Genomic DNA, 16,982 nt, shown 5'->3' with positions numbered 1-16,982 from the left:
GGGCCGCCCCCACCGGGGCGGCCGGGTGCGGACGCCGGGCGGAGCGGCCCGGNGGGCCCCCCCCCGCCGGGACGGCTAGCCGACCTCCGCGATCATCTCCACCTCGACCGGGACGTCCAACGGCAGCGCGGCCACGCCGACGGCGCTGCGCGCGTGCACGCCCGCCTCGCCGAAGACCTCGCCGATCAGGTCGCTCGCGCCGTTGACCACCTTCGGCTGGGCGGTGAACGACGGGTCGCTGGCGACGAACCCGGTGATCTTGACGATCCGCCGGACCGACGACAGCTCGCCCACCTCGGACTTGAGCGCCGCGATGGCGTTGAGCGCGCAGATGCGCGCCAGCTCCGCCGCCCGCTCCTGGGTGACCTCGGCCCCGACCTTGCCGGTCCCGGCGGGCGCCCCGTCGACCATCGGCACCTGGCCGGAGATGTAGACGTGGTCGCCGGTGCGGACCGCGGGGACGTAGGACGCCAGCGGGGCGACCACCTCGGGCAGGGACAGCCCCAGCTCTTCGAGCCTCTCCTCGGGGGCGCCCATGCCTACTGCTTCTCCCGCTTCATGTAGGCGACCAGCTGCTGGTTGCGCGGGTCACCGTCCACGGAGGGGCCGGGGATGACCGAGACCAGCTCCCAGCCGTCCTCGCCCCAGTTGTCCAGAATCTGCTTGGTCGCGTGCGACAGCAGCGGCACCGTCGCGTATTCCCACTTCGTCATGGGCGCAACCCTAACCGCCCGCGCGGGCCCGATCCGGCCCGGCCGGGCGCACGGACATAGACTCCGAGGGGTGAGCGCACCTGATCAGGGCTCCACCGGGGTCCGACTGCACGTGGTCTCCGGCAAAGGGGGCACCGGAAAGACGACCGCGGCCGCCGCGCTCGCGCTGTCCCTGGCCGCGGACGGGCGCCGGGTGCTGCTGGTCGAGGTGGAGGGCCGCCAGGGGCTGGCCGAGCTGTTCGGCCGGGACCCGCTCCCCTACGAGGAGCGCAAGGTCGCCGAGGCCCGCGGCGGCGGGGAGGTCGCCGCGCTGGCGGTGGACGCCGAGGCGGCGCTGATGGAGTACCTGGAGATGTTCTACGGGATCCGCCGCGCCGGGCAGGCCCTCACCCGCTTCGGCGCCGTGGACTTCGCCACCACCATCGCCCCCGGGGTGCGCGACGTTCTGCTGACCGGGAAGGCCACCGAGGCGGTGCGGCGCCGCGAAGGCGGCCGCCGGTCCCGCCGCGAGGAGGGTCCGTACGCCTACGACGCGGTGGTGCTGGACGCCCCGCCGACCGGGCGCATCACCCAGTTCCTGTGCGTCAACGCCGAGGTGGCCGGGCTGGCGCGGATGGGCCCGATCCGCAACCACGCGGACAAGGCGATGGCGACGATCCGCTCGTCGGCCACGGCGGTGCACTTCGTCGCGCTGCCGGAGGACATGCCCGCCCAGGAGGCGGCCGACGGGCTGGCCGAGGTGCGCGAGGCCGGGCTGAACCCGGGCTTCGTCCTGCTCAACATGGTGCACGAGCCGCTGCTGCCGCCGGACGTGCTGGAGGCGGCCGAGCGCGGCGAGGTGGACACCGACGCGCTGGCGCAGGGCCTCAAGGCCGCGCGGCTCGACGCCCCGAGGGACAGGGCGTCGGCACTGGCCCGGGAGGTCACCGCGCACGCGCAGCGTGTGGGTGGCGAGTCGGCGGTGCGGCAGCGGCTGCGCGCGCTGGGGCAACCGCTGCTGGAGCTGCCCTTTCTCGGCGGGGGGATCGACACCGGCGCGCTCTTCCGCCTCGCCGACCGGTTGACGGCCCAGGGGGTGGCACGGTGAGCGCAGACCCGACGAGCGCGCACGGCGACGCGCACGACGAACCGGGCCCACCCGGCGGGCCCGACGGGCCGGGGGCCCCGCGCCTCGACGTGGACGCCCTGCTGTCCGACACGGCCGTGCGCACGGTGGTGTGCTGCGGTTCCGGAGGTGTCGGCAAGACGACCACCGCCGCCGCGCTGGGCCTGAGGGCCGCCGCCTTGGGGCGCCGGGCGGTGGTGATCACGGTGGACCCCGCGCGCCGCCTCGCCCAGTCGATGGGCCTGTCCGAGCTCGACAACACCCCGCGCCCGGTGGAGCTGCCCGTGTCCTTCACCGCCCCGGGCGGGTCGCTGCACGCGATGATGCTCGACATGAAGCGCACCTTCGACGAGATCGTCGAGGCGCACGCCGACCCCGAGCGGGCGCGGCAGATCCTGGCCAACCCCTTCTACCAGTCGCTCTCGGCCAGCTTCACCGGCACACAGGAGTACATGGCCATGGAGAAGCTGGGCCAGCTCCGCGAGGACGGCGACTGGGACCTGATCATCGTGGACACCCCTCCCAGCCGGTCGGCGCTGGACTTCCTGGACGCCCCCGAGCGCCTGGGCCGGTTCCTGGACGGCAAACTCATCCGGGTGCTGGCCGCCCCCGCGCGCACCGGCGCCTTCCGGCTGCTGGGGGCCGGGGTCGGGATGCTCACCGCGGTGCTGTCGAAGATCGTGGGCGCGCAGGTGCTCGCGGACGTGCAGTCGTTCGTGTCCTCCTTCGACGCCGTCTTCGGCGGGTTCCAGGAGCGGGCCGAGCGCACCTACCGGCGGCTGCAGGACCCGGGCACGGCCTTCCTGGTGGTGGCGGTGCCCGAGAGCGACGCGGTCCGCGAGGCCGCCTACTTCGTGGAGCGCCTGGCCGCCGACCGGATGCCCTTGGCGGGCCTGGTGATGAACCGCACACACGGCACCGAGGCCGGGGACCTGTCCGCCGAGGAGAGCATGGCCGCCTGCGCCGAACTGGAGCGCCAGGGCGGCCACCCCCTGGCCGCCGCGGCGCTGCGGCTGCACGCGCGCGCCGCGGACCTGCGCGATCGGGAGGCCGGGCTGCGGGGGCGGCTGGCGGCCGCGCACCCGGACGTGCCCGTGGCCGAGGTCCCGGCCCGGACACGGGACGTGCACGATCTCGCGGCGCTGCGGGAGGTGGGGGAGGCCCTGGGCGGGGGTCCTCCGGCCGTGTGACAGGATGGCGGGCGGACATCTGGTACGCCGATTACGGCCGGTCCGTATCTCGCCCGCCACTCCGGCCGCACCGGTCATCCCCCGCCTCAACCGGCCACTCGGGCCGGTGGTGTCCGCACGTACTCTGTTGGGGTGGGTCAGGGGACAATGGTTCAGAGAATCGCTCAGCTCTTCGGTGTCGGTGTCATCGCCGGAATCCTGGTCGCGGCCCTGGCGCTGCCGGCCGTCGGCGGCATCGGCATCACCGCGCGCAACGTCGCCACCGGCTTCATGAACATGCCGAGCGACCTGGAGACGCCGCCCCCTCCTCAGCGGTCGACCATCTACGACCGCGAAGGCGGCGTGATCGCGGAGATCTATGACAAGAACCGGGAACTCGTCGACCTCGACGACATGTCCCCGGTGATGCAGGACGCCATCATCTCCATCGAGGACTCGGGCTTCTACGAGCACGGCGGCATCGACATCGGCGGCACCTTCCGGGCCGCGCTGCGCACGCTGGCCGGAAGCACCCAGGGCGGCTCCTCCCTCACCCAGCAGTACGTGAAGAACGTGCTGGTGGAGAGCGCCGACAACCAGGACGAGCAGGAGGAGGCCACCGAGACCAGCATCGCGCGCAAGCTGCGCGAGCTGCGGTACGCCCTGACGCTGGAAAAGCGCATGACCAAGGACGAGATCCTGCAGGGCTACCTGAACATCGCCTACTTCGGCGACGGGGCCTACGGCGTGGAGTCGGCCGCCCAGCACTTCTTCGGCAAGAAGGCCGCGGACCTGGAGCTGTCCGAGGCGGCCACCCTGGCCGGGGCGGTGCGCTACCCGTACCTGTACAACATGCGGCTGAACACCGAGGACGCCCAGGAGCGGCGGGACGTGGTGCTCGACCGGATGGTCCAGACCGACAGGATCTCCGAGGAGGAGGCCGCCGAGGCCAAGGCGGTCGACCTGGAGGACCAGCTGGACGTGTCCAACCCCTCCAACGGGTGCGTCCCCAGCGACCAGCCGTTCTTCTGCGACTACGTGGTCCAGGAAATCGAGAAGAGCGAGCGGTTCGGCGAGAACGAGACCGAGCGCGCCCGCTGGCTGCGCACCGCCGGGCTGGAGATCCACACCACCCTGGACGCCGACATGCAGGAGGCGGCCCAGGACGCGGTCGACAAGTACGTCCCCCGAAAGAACGAGTCGAAGAAGGTGGCCGCGGAGATCCTGATCGAGCCGGGCACCGGCGAGATCCGGGGCATGGCGCAGAGCCGGGACTACGGCCCCGACGAGTCCAAACTGGGCGAGACCTCGATCAACTTCGCCACCGACTCCGACCGCGGCGGCAGCACCGGCTTCCAGGCCGGGTCCACCTTCAAGCCGTTCGCCCTGGCGGCGGCGCTGGAGCAGGGCAAGGGCTTCGGCACCTCCTACTCGGGCGCCAACGGCAGCAGCACCACCATCACCGGGAACCGGAACTGCGACGGCGGGACCCTGGCGCCGTGGACGGTGAGCAACGCGGGCGACACCAAGGGCGGCGGCAGCAGCATGGTCGCCGGGACCAAGGGGTCGGTGAACACCTACTTCGCGCACCTGCAGCGCGACGTCGGGCTGTGCAACGTCATCGAGATGGCCGAGAACCTGGGCGTCAAGCGCGCCGACGGCCAGTCCTTCGACAACCCGCAGACCCAGGCCAACAACTCCTTCGTGCTCGGCAGCGAGGAGGTCTCCCCGCTGCGGATGGCCAACGCCTACGCCACCTTCGCCTCCGGCGGCACCTACTGCGAGCCGCAGGCGATCACCTCCATCGAGGACAAGCAGGCCGGCAAGACCATCGAGATCGAGTCCGAGTGCGAGCGACGGCTCAGCGAGGACGTCGCCGCCGGGGTGAGCTACCTGCTGCAGCAGACCTTCAAGGGCGGCACCACGACCGGGCTGGGGATCGGCCGCCCGGCGGCGGCCAAGACCGGTACCACCGACGGCTCGGCGGCCGCCTGGTTCGCCGGGTACACACCGAACCTGGCCGGCTCGGTGTTCGTCGGCGACCCGCGCGGCCCGAACAACCACCCGCTGCGCGGCGTCACCCTCGGCGGCCGCTACTACGGGACGGTGTACGGGGCCACGATCCCCGGGCCGATCTGGCAGGAGACCATGCGCGGGGCCACCGAGGAGCTGCCGGAGGAGGGCTTCCCGTCGGCGCCGTCCAAGTACAGGGGCGGCGGGTCCGGCGGCCCCGACGCCGAGCAGACCGCCAGCGGCGCATCGGTCGAGGGCGGGGTGCCCGACGTGGTCGGGCAGAGCGAGGGCCAGGCCGTGTCCGCCCTTGAGGAGGCCGGGTACGAGGTCAGCGTCTCGGGCACCCGCGTCCGCTCCGGCGAGGCCGAGGGCACGGTGGCCGCGGTCAACCCCGACCCCGGCACGGTGCTGCCCGCGGGGGCGACGGTGAACGTGTTCCTCAGCACCGGGTCGAGCCGGACCTCCCCCTCCGCGGACTCGGGCGAAGGCGGCGACGGCGGCGGCGGAGACCGGGGCGGGTCCGGAGACCGGGGCCCAGACGACGACGCCGGGACGCACCGGGTGGTGCCCGCCTCCGAGGTGCCCCGACGCGAGGAGTGACCGGCCCCGCCGTCCCGGGACGCCGGGCGGCCGGGGACGGCAGGAGAAGCACCGGGGCCCGCACCCCTGCAGGGGTGCGGGCCGCGGTGCATTCGGCGCCCGGTCGGCGGGCGTTCGGCCGGAGGTCAGCCCGCGAGGCGGCGCTTGACCTCGGCGGCCACCCGGGAGCCCTCGGCCCGCCCGGCCACCTTCGGGTTCACGATCTTCATGACGGCGCCCATCTGCTTGGGGCCGCTCGCCCCGGTCTCGGCGATCGCCGCCTCGACCAGTGCCCCCAGCTCCTCGTCGGTGAGCTGGGCGGGCAGGTAGTCGGCGAGGACCTCGCCCTCGGCGCGCTCGTCGGCGGCCTTGTCCGCGCGGCCGCCCGACTCGAAGGCCTCGGCCGCCTCGCGGCGCTTCTTGGCCTCCCGGGTGAGCAGGGCGATCAGGTCGTCGTCGCTGAGCTCGCGGGAAGCGCCGCCCGCCACCTCCTCCTTGGACACGGCGGTGAGGACCATGCGCAGGGTGCGGGTGCGCACGTTGTCGCGCGCCTTCATGGCGGTGGTGAGGTCGGCCTTGAGGCGGTCTTTGAGTTCGGACATGCCAACGATCATAGGCTGGTGCCGGAGGGCTTCCCCAGGGTTTTTCCGCCGCGTGCGTGCGCACGCGCGCGCTCGGACAGGCGAGACAGGCGAAAGGTGCGACACGTGAGTGGACAGCGAGCGGGACTGCGCAGGCTCGGCCGGACCGCGGCGGCCGTCGCGGCGGTAGGGGCGGCCGGTTTCGCCTACGCCTCGGTGGTGGAGCGCAACTGGTTCCGGCTGCGCCGCTACGAGCTGCCCGTCCTCTCCCCCGGTGCGGCGCCGATGCGGGTGCTGCACCTGTCCGACGCGCACCTGACGCCCGGTCGGCGCATGCTCATCGACTGGGTGCGCGGCCTGGAGCGGTACGAGCCGGACCTGGTGGTCAACACCGGCGACTCGCTGGCCCACCCGGACGCGGTGGAGCCGTTCCTCGAGGCGCTGGGGCCGCTGCTGGACCGGCCGGGGGCGTTCGTGTTCGGCTCCAACGACATGTTCTCGCCGCGGTTCAAGAACCCGGCGCGCTACCTGTGGCGGAACAGCTCCGCCGACTACCGGGACCGGCGTGAGCCGGACCTGCCCTGGCGGGAGCTGGGCACGGCGATGGAGAAGGCCGGGTGGCTGGACCTGAACAACCGCACGGGCGCGCTGAGCGCGGGCGGGCGGCGGGTGGCGGCCGCCGGGGTGCACGACTCGCACATCGGCCTGGACCGCTACGACGCGGTGGCCGGTCCGGCGCCGTCCGAGGCGGCGCTCCGACTGGGGGTGCTGCACTCCCCCGAGCCCGCCAACCTGGACCGCTTCGAGGCCGACGGGTACGACCTGCTGCTGGCCGGGCACACCCACGGGGGCCAGGTGTGCCTGCCGCTGTACGGGACGCTGGTCACCAACTGCGGCATCGACCGGCGGCGGGCCTGGGGGCTGAGCCGTTACGGGCGCGCGCACCTGCACGTGTCGGGCGGGCTGGGCACCTCCCCCTACGCGCCGGTGCGCTTCTGCTGCCGCCCGGAGGCGGCCCTGCTGGAGCTGGTCCCGGCCGACGCCTGACCTGGGCCCCGCCCGGCGCGGGGCGGCCGGCGGCCGCGGGAATGCGCGGCCGCCTTATCGTGTTCCCGGGAAGTAGTTGAAAGCGGAACAAATTTTTTCCGGGGCTGGAGGAGCCATGCAGTTCGGGATCTTCTCGGTCGGGGACGTCACCCCCGACCCGACGACCGGGCGCACGCCCACCGAGGGCGAGCGGATCCGGGCGGTCATGCGCATCGCGGAGAAGGCCGAGGAGGTCGGCCTGGACGTGTTCGCCACCGGCGAGCACCACAACCCGCCGTTCGTGCCGTCCTCGCCCACCACCATGCTCGGCTACCTGGCCGGACGCACCGAGCGCCTGGTCATGTCCACCGCCACCACGCTGATCACCACCAACGACCCGGTGAAGATCGCCGAGGACTTCGCCATGCTCCAGCACCTGGCCGGCGGCCGCGCCGACCTGATGCTCGGGCGCGGCAACACCGGCCCGGTCTATCCGTGGTTCGGCCAGGACATCCGGCAGGGCATCCCGCTGGCGGTGGAGAACTACGCCCTCCTCCACAGGCTGTGGAGGGAGGACGTCGTCGACTGGGAGGGGCGCTTCCGCACCCCGCTGCAGGGCTTCACCTCCACCCCGCGCCCGCTGGACGGCGTGCCGCCGTTCGTCTGGCACGGCTCCATCCGCAGCCCCGAGATCGCCGAGCAGGCCGCCTACTACGGCGACGGGTTCTTCGCCAACAACATCTTCTGGCCCAAGGAGCACTTCCAGCGGCTGATCGGCCTGTACCGCAGGCGCTACGAGCACTACGGCCACGGCCGCGCCGACCAGGCCATCGTCGGGCTGGGCGGGCAGGTGTTCATGCGCCGCAACTCCCAGGACGCGGTGCGCGAGTTCCGCCCCTACTTCGACAACGCCCCCGTGTACGGCGGCGGGCCCTCGCTGGAGGACTTCAGCCGCGAGACCCCGCTCACCGTGGGCAGCCCGGAACAGGTCATCGAGCGCACCCTGGAGTTCCGCGAGTCCTTCGGCGACTACCAGCGCCAGCTGTTCCTCGTCGACCACGCCGGGCTGCCGCTCAAGACCGTGCTGGAGCAGCTCGACCTGCTCGGCGAGGAGGTCGTTCCGGTGCTGCGGCGCGAGTTCGCCGCCCGGCGCCCGGCGGGCGTGCCCGACGGGCCGCCCACCCACGACGAGCGCAAGCGCGCGCTCGCACAGGACGGCGCGCACGACGAGCACGACGCCGACAAGGAGGGCGTGAAGTGACCGAACAGCGCATCGTCGCCGTAGCGGCGGGGCTCGGGACCCCGTCGTCGACGCGGCTGCTGGCCGACCGGCTGTCCGGGGCCGTCGGCACGGCCCTGCGCGAAGCGGGGGACTCGGCGGCCGTGGAGACCGTCGAACTCCGCGAGCACGCCCGCGCGCTGGGCGAGGCGATGGCGGCCGGATTCCCCTCCGGGGAGCTCAAGCGCGCCGTGGACGCGGTCGCCGGAGCCGACGCGCTGATCGCGGTGACGCCGGTGTTCAACGCCTCCTACAGCGGACTGTTCAAGAGCTTCTTCGACCTGGTGGACGCCGACGACCTGGAGGGCACTCCGGTGCTGATCGGCGCCACCGGCGGCTCGCCGCGCCATTCGCTGGTGCTGGAGCACGCGATGCGGCCGATGTTCGCCTACCTGCGCGCCGCGGTGGCGCCCACGGCGGTCTACGCCGCCTCGGAGGACTGGGGCGGCGGAGGAGACGTCCACGCGGCCCTCACCGAACGCGTGACGCGGGCGGGCGGGGAGCTGGCCGCCCTGGTCGCCGGGCGCCCGCGGCGGCGCCGCCCCGACCCGTACGAGGAGCCGGTGCCCTTCGAGCGCCTGCTGCGCGGGGAGTGAGGGCCCGGGCCGCGGGGGCAGGGCGGTCCGGGCGGGCCCGGCCCCTCCCACGGAGGTTCCGGGCCGTGAGCGGGGCGTCGCCCCGTCCTTGCGCCGCCCCGCCGCCGTCCGNCCGCCGCCGCTGGTGCGGCGGTCGACCTCCGGCTCCTCCGGGAAGGGGCACCGCGCCCCGTTCACCTTCCCAGTCTGGCGCCCAAGCCGTGCCGGAATCCCGGACTGATCGGCATTCCGTGCCCCCACCGGACGACACGAGGCGACGCTAGTGGCGACCGGGGGGAACCCGACCCGGGTATTCACACTGCGCATAGCAGTACTCCCGCCCGTCCCCCCGGCGCACCGGTCCCGGGGGGGACGGCCACGACGGCGATCAGTCCTCGTCGGCGAAGCGCTGCAGCCCCTCGCCGTCCAGGACGGCGACCTTGCGGTACCCGGCCTCGACACAGCCGGCCTCGCGCATTCGGCGCAGCGCCTCCCCGACCGCGTCCTCCCGCGCCCCGATGAGCATCCCCAGCTCGGCCTGGGAGAGCCGCACCCCGATGTCCACCGCACCGTCGCCGTTGGCCACCCCGTGCCGGGCGGCGAGCTGCAGCAGCGCCCGCGCCAGGCGCGCCGGGACCCGGTAGGCGGTGTACTCGCTGCGCTGCCGGTCCGACCACTCCAGCCGGTCCCCCAGTACCGACGCCACCGCCTCCCAGGCCCCCGGGGTGCGGTCGAGGAAGTCCTTGAAGGTGCGGGCGCTGAAGGAGTGCACCAGGGTCGGGGTGCAGGTGGCCACGGTGGCGGTGCGCGGGCGGTCCCGGACGATGCCCATCTCCCCCACCAGGTCGCCGTCGACCCGCACGCCCAGCAGCGTCTCCGTGCCGTTCGGCAGCACCGCGGTGACCTTCACGCAGGCCGAGGCCGACCGCCCGGGGGCGCGCAGCAGCAGCACGCCGTCGCCGGGCCCGCCCTGGCTCATCAGCACCCTCCCGGCGGGGACGCGCCGCGGCGCCGCCAGGGCCAGCAGCTCCTCCCGCCCCTCCGGCCCGATCCGGGCCATGAACGTGCCCTCCGGCCAACCCTCACCGCCCGTTGGAGCCATCGCCGACGCTCCTCTCCGTCCACCCCTCCTGCCTATCGGAGCCCGAACCCGGACGGGAAGGCCCGGCCCCGGCCGCTCAGGAACCGGAGACGCGGACATCGAGCACCTGGTCCAGGCCGGAGCAGCCCAACACCTTGGCGACCCTCCCGGACGCGACCGCCAGGACCTCCATCCGGCCGCCCCGGGCGCGCCGTTCCCGTTCCAGCTCCACCAGCAGCGCCAGCCCGCTGGAATCGATGAAGTCCAGCCGTGTCAGGTCGACCGTCAGCCACGGCCCCGCCCGGCGTTCGGCCTCCCAGGCCGCGCGTCTGACCTCCGCCGCGCCCGCGAGGTCCAGGTCGCCCTGGAAGCTCAAGCGCACCGCACCCCCGTCCGGGCACGCGTCGATACGGATATCGGTCACCACAGCCCCCTCACGACTCCTGCGCCGTTTCGCCTCCCCGATCAAGGTCCGGAACCGGAGTGGGCATCTGCATCCCGAACCGCCCAAGGTACGCCGACGGGGGGCGCCGTACCCCGGTTTCCCTCAAGACGCATCACCGGCCAAGGTCCCCCCGCGTCGTCGGTGCCCGGGCGTAGGATGCGGGGTAACGACAATGAAATGAACGGGGGGAGACCCTGCCGAGTCCGCTCCGAACGATCCGTGCCAGGGTCGCCTCCCGCGCCCGGGCGCGGGAGGCGTCAGCGGGCGTCAACGACGTCTGCGACGTCTGTGCCGAGCTGGTTCCCTGCCGCGGGGTCGGCGTCATCATGGCTTCCGGCAAGGGGACCAGTACCGGCTCCTACTACGCGACCACGCGCTTCAGCCGCCGCTCCGACGAGCTGCAGACCGCGCTCGGCCAAGGGCCCAGCATCTCCGCCGCCGCGCGGGGCGAGGCGGTCCTGGTCCCCGACCTGAGCCGCGCCTCGGCCCGGCGGCTCTGGCCCGTCTTCGCCGAATCGGCTCTGGCCGATGGGCTCAAGGGCGTCTTCGCCTTCCCCGTCGGCGCGGGGGCGGCGGTGCTCGGCGCCCTGACGGTCCACCGATCGGACCCTTCCCCGCTGGAGGAGGACGAACTCGCCTGCGGGCTCGCCTCGGCCGAGGTCGCGCTCGACCTCATGCTGCACGGCCCTCCCAGAGGCGCCACCGTGCCCTGGGCCAACGGCGGCGACATGGGATCGCACCAAGTGGAGGTGCACCAGGCGGCGGGAATGGTGTCCCTACAACTCGACGTGACCGTGGACGAGGCCTACTCACGACTCCGGGCCCACGCCTTCCGGCACGACATGACGCTCGCGGACGTGGCGCAGGAGGTGGTCCGCCGGCGGCTCAGGTTCACCCCCGATCCGACGACCGGCTGACCATGCCCGGCCCGTCCCATCTTCCGAAGGAGGAACCCCGCGTGCCGCGAGAGCTCGCGCTGGTCGACGCCTTCGTCGGGCTGGCAGACTCCCTCGTCGCCGGCTTCGACGTCGCGGATTTCCTACACGATCTGCTGGTGCGCTCGGTGTCCCTCGTGGACGCCGAGGCCAGCGGGCTGCTGCTGAGCGACACCACGGACGAGCGGCTGCGCTTCATCGCCGCCTCCACCGAGCAGGCCCGCATGCTCGAACTGCTGCAGCTGCAGAACGAGGAGGGCCCCGCCCTGGAGGCGTACCGCACCGGCGCCTGTATCACCGTCCCCGAGCTGGACGCGAACGCCGACCGCTGGCCCGCCTTCCACCGGGCGGCGCGGGAGGCCGGTTTCGCCTCTGTACAGGCACTTCCGCTCCGCCTGCGCGGCCGCACCCTGGGCGCGATGAACCTGTTCCGCACCGCCCCGGGGGAGTTGGACGAGACCGACACGGCGATCGCCCAAGGGCTCGCCGACGTGGCGACGATCGGCATCGTCAACTCACGCGCGCTGGGGGAGCAGGAGCGCCTCGCCGAACAGCTCCAGGCGGCACTCAACAGCCGCATCTCCATCGAGCAGGCCAAGGGGATGCTCGCGGAGTACCACGGGGTGGACATGGCGCAGGCGTTCGAGATGCTGCGCCGGTTCTCCCGCGACAACAACCTCCGCCTGTCGAAGGTGGCCAGGGACGTGGTACGCCGGGAGACGACGACGGGCGAGCTCATCCCGCCCCGCGGCCACGCGCTGCGCTGACCGGGCCGGCGGCCGGGGCCGGATCCGCGACACGGGCCGGTGCCCGGCGGAGCCCTGAGTCCCCCGGAGCGGGCGGGGGACGGAGGACTCCGGGACCGGTAGGGGCTCAGATCTGGTTCTTGGTGAAGGCCGCCATGATCTGGGCGGCGGCCCAGCCGGTGATGCGGTCGCCGAAGTCCTGATCGGACCCCTGGGACTTGCGGGCGGCCAGCACCGCCTTCTCGGTCTCGGCGCCGTAGTGGCCGTCGGCGCCGAACTCGGGCAGGTCGAACCCGGCCTTCATGAGAATGACCTGCAGGTACTTGACGCGCTCTCCGATGTCGCCCTTGCTCAGTCCGACCATGTCATCGTCTCCGATCTGTCCGGCGTCGGCGGGCATCCCGGCGCGCACCCAGGCGGCCAGGTCGTCGCCGGGGCACGAGGTCTGGTTCAGGTCCCGGTGCCCGGTCTTGGAAAGGGTGCGCCCGGCGCGGCGGTTGGCCTCGTCGTACAGGGCGCGGATGGCGGCCTTGGCGGCGCCGGTGGCGTCGCCGTCCTGGCCGATGAAGCAGATGCCGATGTGCGAGGTGTTGTACGGCGCCGCGTGCGCGCCGACGGTCAGCCAGCCACGGCCCTCATAGGCGGTGCCGGAGGTGTCGACCAGGAAGTTGTAGCCGATGTCGGCCCACCCGTTGCCGTCCATGTGGAAGTCCTGGATGGAGCGGACCGACTGGCCCGGCGGCCCTGCCGAGTAGTGGACGGTGACCCCGCGCCGCTGCGACCACGAGGTGGTCGACCGGGAGCGGGGCGCCCGCGCGCCCCATCCGGAGCGCGGGACGATCGAGACCATGCGTGCCTCCTGGAAACGCGAGCGGCCCCGGAGCACGGACCGGGGCCTGTGGGGAACGGTGAGCGGCGGCGGGACACGGGGCGGCGCGGTGACCGGTCCTCGACCCCATCGCGCATCTCACATTTCGCATCGTAGGGATCGCACGCTGTCACTAGGGTGGAATCCGGAGAACCCACATCCGGTGCGCTGCGATGGGAGGGCACGTCAAGAGGCGGACGCCCGTGCCGGAACCCCATAAAGGCCCCCGTGGGCGCACCCCGTTCTCCCCGCGCACCCCACGACCCCCTCGGCGCTCGTTCGCGGTGGCGAAGTGTCCGGAATCCCTCAGGGGCGTTCGGTCGGTGTACCTATACTGGCCGGGTCCGTCCTGTCGGGCGGACGACGACCACGAGTTCAAGGAGGTGGGGTCGATGACCGCGACGGCGGCGACCACCGCGCAGCACGACCGGACCTGCCTCACGCACCGGTGCGCGGTCTGATCGCCTGTCATCCGTTCCGCCCGCCGAGAGCGTGAGGCGGCGGGCCGAGATCCATTGGCCCGAGAGAACGGATCCATTCACCGATGAACGACGACTCCTCGGTCTCCCCTGCGCATCCTGTGTCCGCCGATTGGGCGGTGCGGGCCGAGACGCCCTCCGACGTGCCCGAGGTCCGGCGGATCGTGCGCGCCGCCTTCGGCCGGCCCGACGAGGCCGACCTGGTCGATGCGCTGCGCGACGACCCGGCGTGGATCGACGGGCTGTCCGTCGTCGCGGCCGACCGCGGTGGGCGGCCGGTCGGGCACGCGCTGCTGACCCGGTGCCACATCGGCACCGTTCCGGCGCTGTGCCTGGCTCCGTGCGCGGTGCTGCCCGACTACCAGAGGACGGGCGCCGGTTCGGCGGCCGTCCGGGCGGCACTCGACGCGGCGGCGGCCATGGGCGAGCGGTACGTGACCGTGCTGGGGCACCCCGAGTACTACCCGAGGTTCGGATTCGGCCGCGCCTCTGGGCACGGGGTCCGCCTGACGGTCGAGGTCCCCGACGAGGCGCTGATGGTGATGGCGCTGCGACCCGGGGACCAGGTGCCCCCGGGGACGATCCGCTACGCGGAACCGTTCGGCATCTGAGCGGTGCGGGACGGCGGGCGGCGGCAGGGGCGCTCCCGTGGCCGCCGCCCGGCCCGTTTCGCCCGCTCTTCGCCCGCTGTGCCCCTGTTCCGGACGTCGAGCCCCTGTTAATCTCCCGCGCATGTCCAGAACCGCGGGGGCCGCTTGGCCGATGGTGGGCGCCTGGCTGCTCGTGGCCGCGGTCTCGGCGCTCTACGCCGCGGCGTGCTGCGCCGCCGTCTGGGCGGTCGGCCTGGCGTGGTGGTGGGGGCTGCTTCCGGTGGCCGTGGCCGTGGTCGGCGCCCAGATGAGCATGCTGATCACGGTGAACGGTGCTGAGCCCCCGGCGGACGACGTGGTCCTCCACCCCGAGGACGACGCGCGGATCCACACCGTCCTCGACCGGCTGTGCGCGCTCACCCGACAGGACAAGCCGGAGGTGCGGCTGTACGGCGACGGCGCGCCCAACGCCCTCTCCTTCGAGCCCGGCACCGTCTACCTGAGCATGGGCCTGGTCGACCGGTTGGACAACCGGGAGCTGGAGGCCGTCCTCGCCCATGAGCTGGCGCACCTGGCGCACAGGGACCAGCGCGTGCTGTCGTTCGCCACCGTCATGGGGACGATGGAGTGGGCGCTGACGCTTCCGGCGATGTCGGTGATGCTGGTTGCGGCCGCCGAGGCACAGGTGTGCCGCCTCGCCCGCAGGTGCGGCCGGAACTGGCGGCCCGCGTTCGGAGGGTCGCCCATGGCGCGCCGGGCCCAGCAGCCGGAGCAGGAGGCGGAGGAAGACGGGAAGGCGTTCTCACCGCCCGTCGCCCGAGTGGTCATCGCGCTCGCCGGACTCGCGCGCGCGGCCTCCTTCATCCTCTTCCTGGCCCTGCTGTTCCCTCTGCTCATCGCGGGCGTCCTGGCGTACGGGGCGGCGCTGGTGCCCGGCCGCCTGGCGGTCCTCGTCCTGACCCGGCGGCGCGAGATGGCCGCCGACCGGGCGGCGGCCGAGCTGACAGGGGCGCCGTCGGTCCTGGCGGCGACACTGGCCCGTCTGACCCGGTCCATTCCCCTCTCGGGGGACCTGCGCAAGCTCGGGAGCGCGTCGTCGCAGGCGTTCCTGCCCACGTCCCGCCCGGGAAAGCGCAAGGACCGGCACCCGGACGACGCGATCGGCAAGGCGATGGACCGGCTGTGGGACTCCCTGCGCTCCACTCACCCTTCGGTGGAGGCCCGCATCAAGCGCCTGGAGAGGCAGTCGGCCCGTATGACCGGATCCGGAGACAGGTAGGCGCTTCGGACGCGCGCCGCGTCCTCCCCAGTCACCCTTCGCTCGTGTGCGGCGGGCGCGGGCCGCCGGGGATGTCGTTGAAGACGCGCTCGCGCACACTCGCATCTCGCACCGCCTCCCGCTCGTCCCCGGAGGTCAGGCGCAGGTGCTCCGCGGCGCCCAGCAGCTCGGAGGCGCGTGCCTCCGGCTCCCAGGTCGGCGCGCCGATGGTGACGGGGACGCCCTGGTGTTCGGTGATCAGTTCGGGGCCGGAGTCCGTGTCGCGCACGACGCCGATCCCCTTGTCCTCACAGGTGACGTCGTCGCCCCAGTTCGCGCAGGGGTCCTCGAAGTCCGTGCAGTCGGGGTCCGAGTAGCCGGTGACCTGGAGCGCGCGACGGCGAACACCTGCTGTTCAACGCCGTACACAAGCTCCACGACACCCGAGTCTCGTGCCGTGACCTCGACACCCTGGACGAGGTCGCCGAAGCCATGGACGCCGCCCGGTTGCAGGTGATCGCCGCTTGATGGACGGGGCCGCGCACGCTGGGCATGTGCACTGAATGTGCAACGGACCCCGGAGCGGCGAGGGGATGAGACACAAAGAACGGGTGCCCACCTGCGTGGACACCCGTTCCTCTGTCGGGGTGGCGGGATTTGAACCCACGACCTCTTCGTCCCGAACGAAGCGCGCTGCCAAGCTGCGCTACACCCCGTGGCAACGCTGATCAGTCTAGCGGACGCACAGGGGTGCTCGCACACGCGGAAGGGAGATGACCCGGGGGCGGACGTGAACCCGGAGGCAGGAGCCTTCCGGGCCGTCCTGGAAAGGGGGTTCGCTGCCGGACGCAATGCGGGGAGGCCGCGCCCGTGGGCGCGGCCTCCCCGGTCCTCGCGCATTGGGGGACTGTTTCCGCAGAGCCGCGGACCAAACCTCTCTAGAGAAGAACGGCCGGGGGCGGCCCGATCCCTTGCCGGGTCCCCTCCCCCGTCGCACCTTCGGGGCATGGGTGCCGCGACCACCATCCCCGACCCCGATGATGCGCGGCCCTTCCCCTGGTGGGTCCGCCTGTCCCGCCGACTCAACGGGGAGCGGGTGTGCGCCGTGCCCGGCTGCATCGGGATGACCGATCCCGACGCGCCGTACTGCGCGGCGCACACCGACGCCGTCCACTCCCTCCGCTCCCGCCTCGGCGACCGGCGCTGCGCCGTGGAGGGATGCCCCGACCCGCGCGAAGGGGGCGACGTCCACGGCGACCTGTGCCGCGCCCACGGGGACGCCGCACTGCTGCGCGCCGCCTTCGCCCGTTCGTCGGGCGGCCGCTGGAACGTGCCGGCCGCCTCCCCGGCGGTCTCTTCGTCCCGCACGAAGAGGGCACCGGGCCCGCAGGGGTGAGACACGGGGCGTCCGCGGCGGCCTTGGGAGGGGCGGCCCCGCGACCGTGCCCGTAGGCGCGTCCCCCGGGGACGAGGCGGGTTCGGCGGGGGTTCACGCGAATTCCGCCGGACCTGCACCGAAACCGTGACGGTGTCGTGACCG

The 16,982-nt window shown here is 73.2% G+C and carries 18 protein-coding genes and 1 tRNA gene; 11 read left to right on the top strand and 8 right to left on the bottom strand.

Annotated elements, in window-relative coordinates:
- Positions 1 to 75: 75 nt before the first annotated feature.
- Both D476_RS0121085 and D476_RS36545 read right to left on the bottom strand, forming a co-directional pair.
- The gene (locus tag D476_RS0121085) at positions 76 to 537 is read right to left on the bottom strand and encodes a RidA family protein (protein WP_017625909.1); all 462 of its coding nucleotides are present in this window, start codon (positions 535 to 537) and stop codon (positions 76 to 78) included.
- 2 nt (positions 538 to 539) lie between these two features.
- Positions 540 to 713 (bottom strand): DUF4177 domain-containing protein, encoded by a 174-nt coding sequence (locus D476_RS36545; RefSeq protein WP_017625908.1) that lies wholly within the window; start codon positions 711 to 713, stop codon positions 540 to 542.
- Between the two features lie 112 nt (positions 714 to 825).
- On the opposite strand from D476_RS36545, the gene D476_RS0121075 reads away from it, so the two are divergent.
- The 3 genes from D476_RS0121075 to D476_RS0121065 all read left to right on the top strand — a co-directional run bounded on the left by D476_RS0121075 (position 826) and on the right by D476_RS0121065 (position 5,600).
- The gene (locus D476_RS0121075; protein ID WP_017625907.1) at positions 826 to 1,800 is read left to right on the top strand and encodes an ArsA-related P-loop ATPase; all 975 of its coding nucleotides are present in this window, start codon (positions 826 to 828) and stop codon (positions 1,798 to 1,800) included.
- A gap of 89 nt (positions 1,801 to 1,889) precedes the next feature.
- Positions 1,890 to 3,008: an ArsA family ATPase gene (locus D476_RS0121070; RefSeq protein ID WP_026123713.1), complete on the top strand. Its 1,119-nt coding sequence runs from the start codon at positions 1,890 to 1,892 to the stop codon at positions 3,006 to 3,008.
- A 147-nt stretch (positions 3,009 to 3,155) separates the two neighbouring features.
- Positions 3,156 to 5,600 carry a penicillin-binding protein gene (locus tag D476_RS0121065; protein ID WP_026123712.1) on the top strand — a complete coding sequence of 815 codons (2,445 nt, stop codon included), beginning with the start codon at positions 3,156 to 3,158 and terminating at the stop codon, positions 5,598 to 5,600.
- A 125-nt stretch (positions 5,601 to 5,725) separates the two neighbouring features.
- Here D476_RS0121065 and D476_RS0121060 read toward each other — a convergent pair whose 3' ends face one another.
- Positions 5,726 to 6,181, bottom strand: a complete 456-nt coding sequence (locus D476_RS0121060; RefSeq protein ID WP_017625905.1) for a GatB/YqeY domain-containing protein — start codon at positions 6,179 to 6,181, stop codon at positions 5,726 to 5,728.
- Positions 6,182 to 6,286: 105 nt separating this feature from the next.
- Here D476_RS0121060 and D476_RS0121055 point away from each other — a divergent pair, with 105 nt between their 5' ends.
- The 3 genes from D476_RS0121055 (at position 6,287) to D476_RS0121045 (ending at position 9,061) form a co-directional block, all read left to right on the top strand.
- Positions 6,287 to 7,207, top strand: a complete 921-nt coding sequence (locus tag D476_RS0121055) for a metallophosphoesterase (RefSeq protein WP_017625904.1) — start codon at positions 6,287 to 6,289, stop codon at positions 7,205 to 7,207.
- A gap of 115 nt (positions 7,208 to 7,322) precedes the next feature.
- Positions 7,323 to 8,447 carry an LLM class flavin-dependent oxidoreductase gene (locus D476_RS0121050; RefSeq protein ID WP_017625903.1) on the top strand — a complete coding sequence of 375 codons (1,125 nt, stop codon included), beginning with the start codon at positions 7,323 to 7,325 and terminating at the stop codon, positions 8,445 to 8,447.
- Complete coding sequence (locus tag D476_RS0121045; RefSeq protein WP_017625902.1) at positions 8,444 to 9,061, top strand: FMN reductase; 618 nt, start codon at positions 8,444 to 8,446, stop codon at positions 9,059 to 9,061. Before D476_RS0121050 ends, D476_RS0121045 begins: the two co-directional genes overlap by 4 nt.
- Positions 9,062 to 9,428: 367 nt before the next feature.
- Here D476_RS0121045 and D476_RS0121040 read toward each other — a convergent pair whose 3' ends face one another.
- Positions 9,429 to 10,142, bottom strand: a complete 714-nt coding sequence (locus tag D476_RS0121040; protein ID WP_026123711.1) for a Crp/Fnr family transcriptional regulator — start codon at positions 10,140 to 10,142, stop codon at positions 9,429 to 9,431.
- 76 nt (positions 10,143 to 10,218) lie between these two features.
- Entirely contained in the window at positions 10,219 to 10,545 is a 327-nt protein-coding gene (locus tag D476_RS0121035) for an STAS domain-containing protein (RefSeq protein ID WP_239648780.1), read from the bottom strand.
- A gap of 236 nt (positions 10,546 to 10,781) precedes the next feature.
- Here D476_RS0121035 and D476_RS0121030 point away from each other — a divergent pair, with 236 nt between their 5' ends.
- Together D476_RS0121030 and D476_RS0121025 are read left to right on the top strand one after the other, a co-directional pair.
- Positions 10,782 to 11,483 (top strand): GAF and ANTAR domain-containing protein, encoded by a 702-nt coding sequence (locus D476_RS0121030; protein ID WP_338036251.1) that lies wholly within the window; start codon positions 10,782 to 10,784, stop codon positions 11,481 to 11,483.
- A gap of 41 nt (positions 11,484 to 11,524) precedes the next feature.
- Positions 11,525 to 12,268, top strand: coding sequence for a GAF and ANTAR domain-containing protein (locus D476_RS0121025; protein WP_017625898.1), 744 nt, complete (start codon positions 11,525 to 11,527; stop codon positions 12,266 to 12,268).
- A 106-nt stretch (positions 12,269 to 12,374) separates the two neighbouring features.
- Here the strand turns inward: D476_RS0121025 and D476_RS0121020 are convergent, their stop codons facing one another.
- Positions 12,375 to 13,097: a peptidoglycan recognition protein family protein gene (locus tag D476_RS0121020; protein WP_017625897.1), complete on the bottom strand. Its 723-nt coding sequence runs from the start codon at positions 13,095 to 13,097 to the stop codon at positions 12,375 to 12,377.
- Positions 13,098 to 13,659: 562 nt separating this feature from the next.
- Between D476_RS0121020 and D476_RS0121010 the strand changes: the two genes are divergently transcribed.
- Complete coding sequence (locus D476_RS0121010; protein ID WP_017625895.1) at positions 13,660 to 14,205, top strand: GNAT family N-acetyltransferase; 546 nt, start codon at positions 13,660 to 13,662, stop codon at positions 14,203 to 14,205.
- A 121-nt stretch (positions 14,206 to 14,326) separates the two neighbouring features.
- Positions 14,327 to 15,463 carry a M48 family metallopeptidase gene (locus tag D476_RS0121005; RefSeq protein ID WP_152529404.1) on the top strand — a complete coding sequence of 379 codons (1,137 nt, stop codon included), beginning with the start codon at positions 14,327 to 14,329 and terminating at the stop codon, positions 15,461 to 15,463.
- Positions 15,464 to 15,494: 31 nt separating this feature from the next.
- On the opposite strand, the gene D476_RS0121000 is transcribed toward D476_RS0121005, so the two are convergent.
- Positions 15,495 to 15,731, bottom strand: a complete 237-nt coding sequence (locus tag D476_RS0121000) for a hypothetical protein (RefSeq protein ID WP_017625893.1) — start codon at positions 15,729 to 15,731, stop codon at positions 15,495 to 15,497.
- Positions 15,732 to 16,084: 353 nt separating this feature from the next.
- Positions 16,085 to 16,158 (bottom strand) — tRNA-Pro (locus tag D476_RS0120995).
- Positions 16,159 to 16,448: 290 nt separating this feature from the next.
- Between D476_RS0120995 and D476_RS39255 the strand changes: the two genes are divergently transcribed.
- Positions 16,449 to 16,838, top strand: coding sequence for a hypothetical protein (locus D476_RS39255; protein ID WP_017625892.1), 390 nt, complete (start codon positions 16,449 to 16,451; stop codon positions 16,836 to 16,838).
- Positions 16,839 to 16,982 lie beyond the last annotated feature (144 nt).

Source organism: Nocardiopsis chromatogenes YIM 90109, assembly GCF_000341185.1.
Classification (GTDB): Bacteria; Actinomycetota; Actinomycetes; order Streptosporangiales; family Streptosporangiaceae; genus Nocardiopsis_A; species Nocardiopsis_A chromatogenes.
Note: the sequence above shows the minus strand (reverse complement) of the source record. Positions and strands in the feature narration are given on the sequence as shown.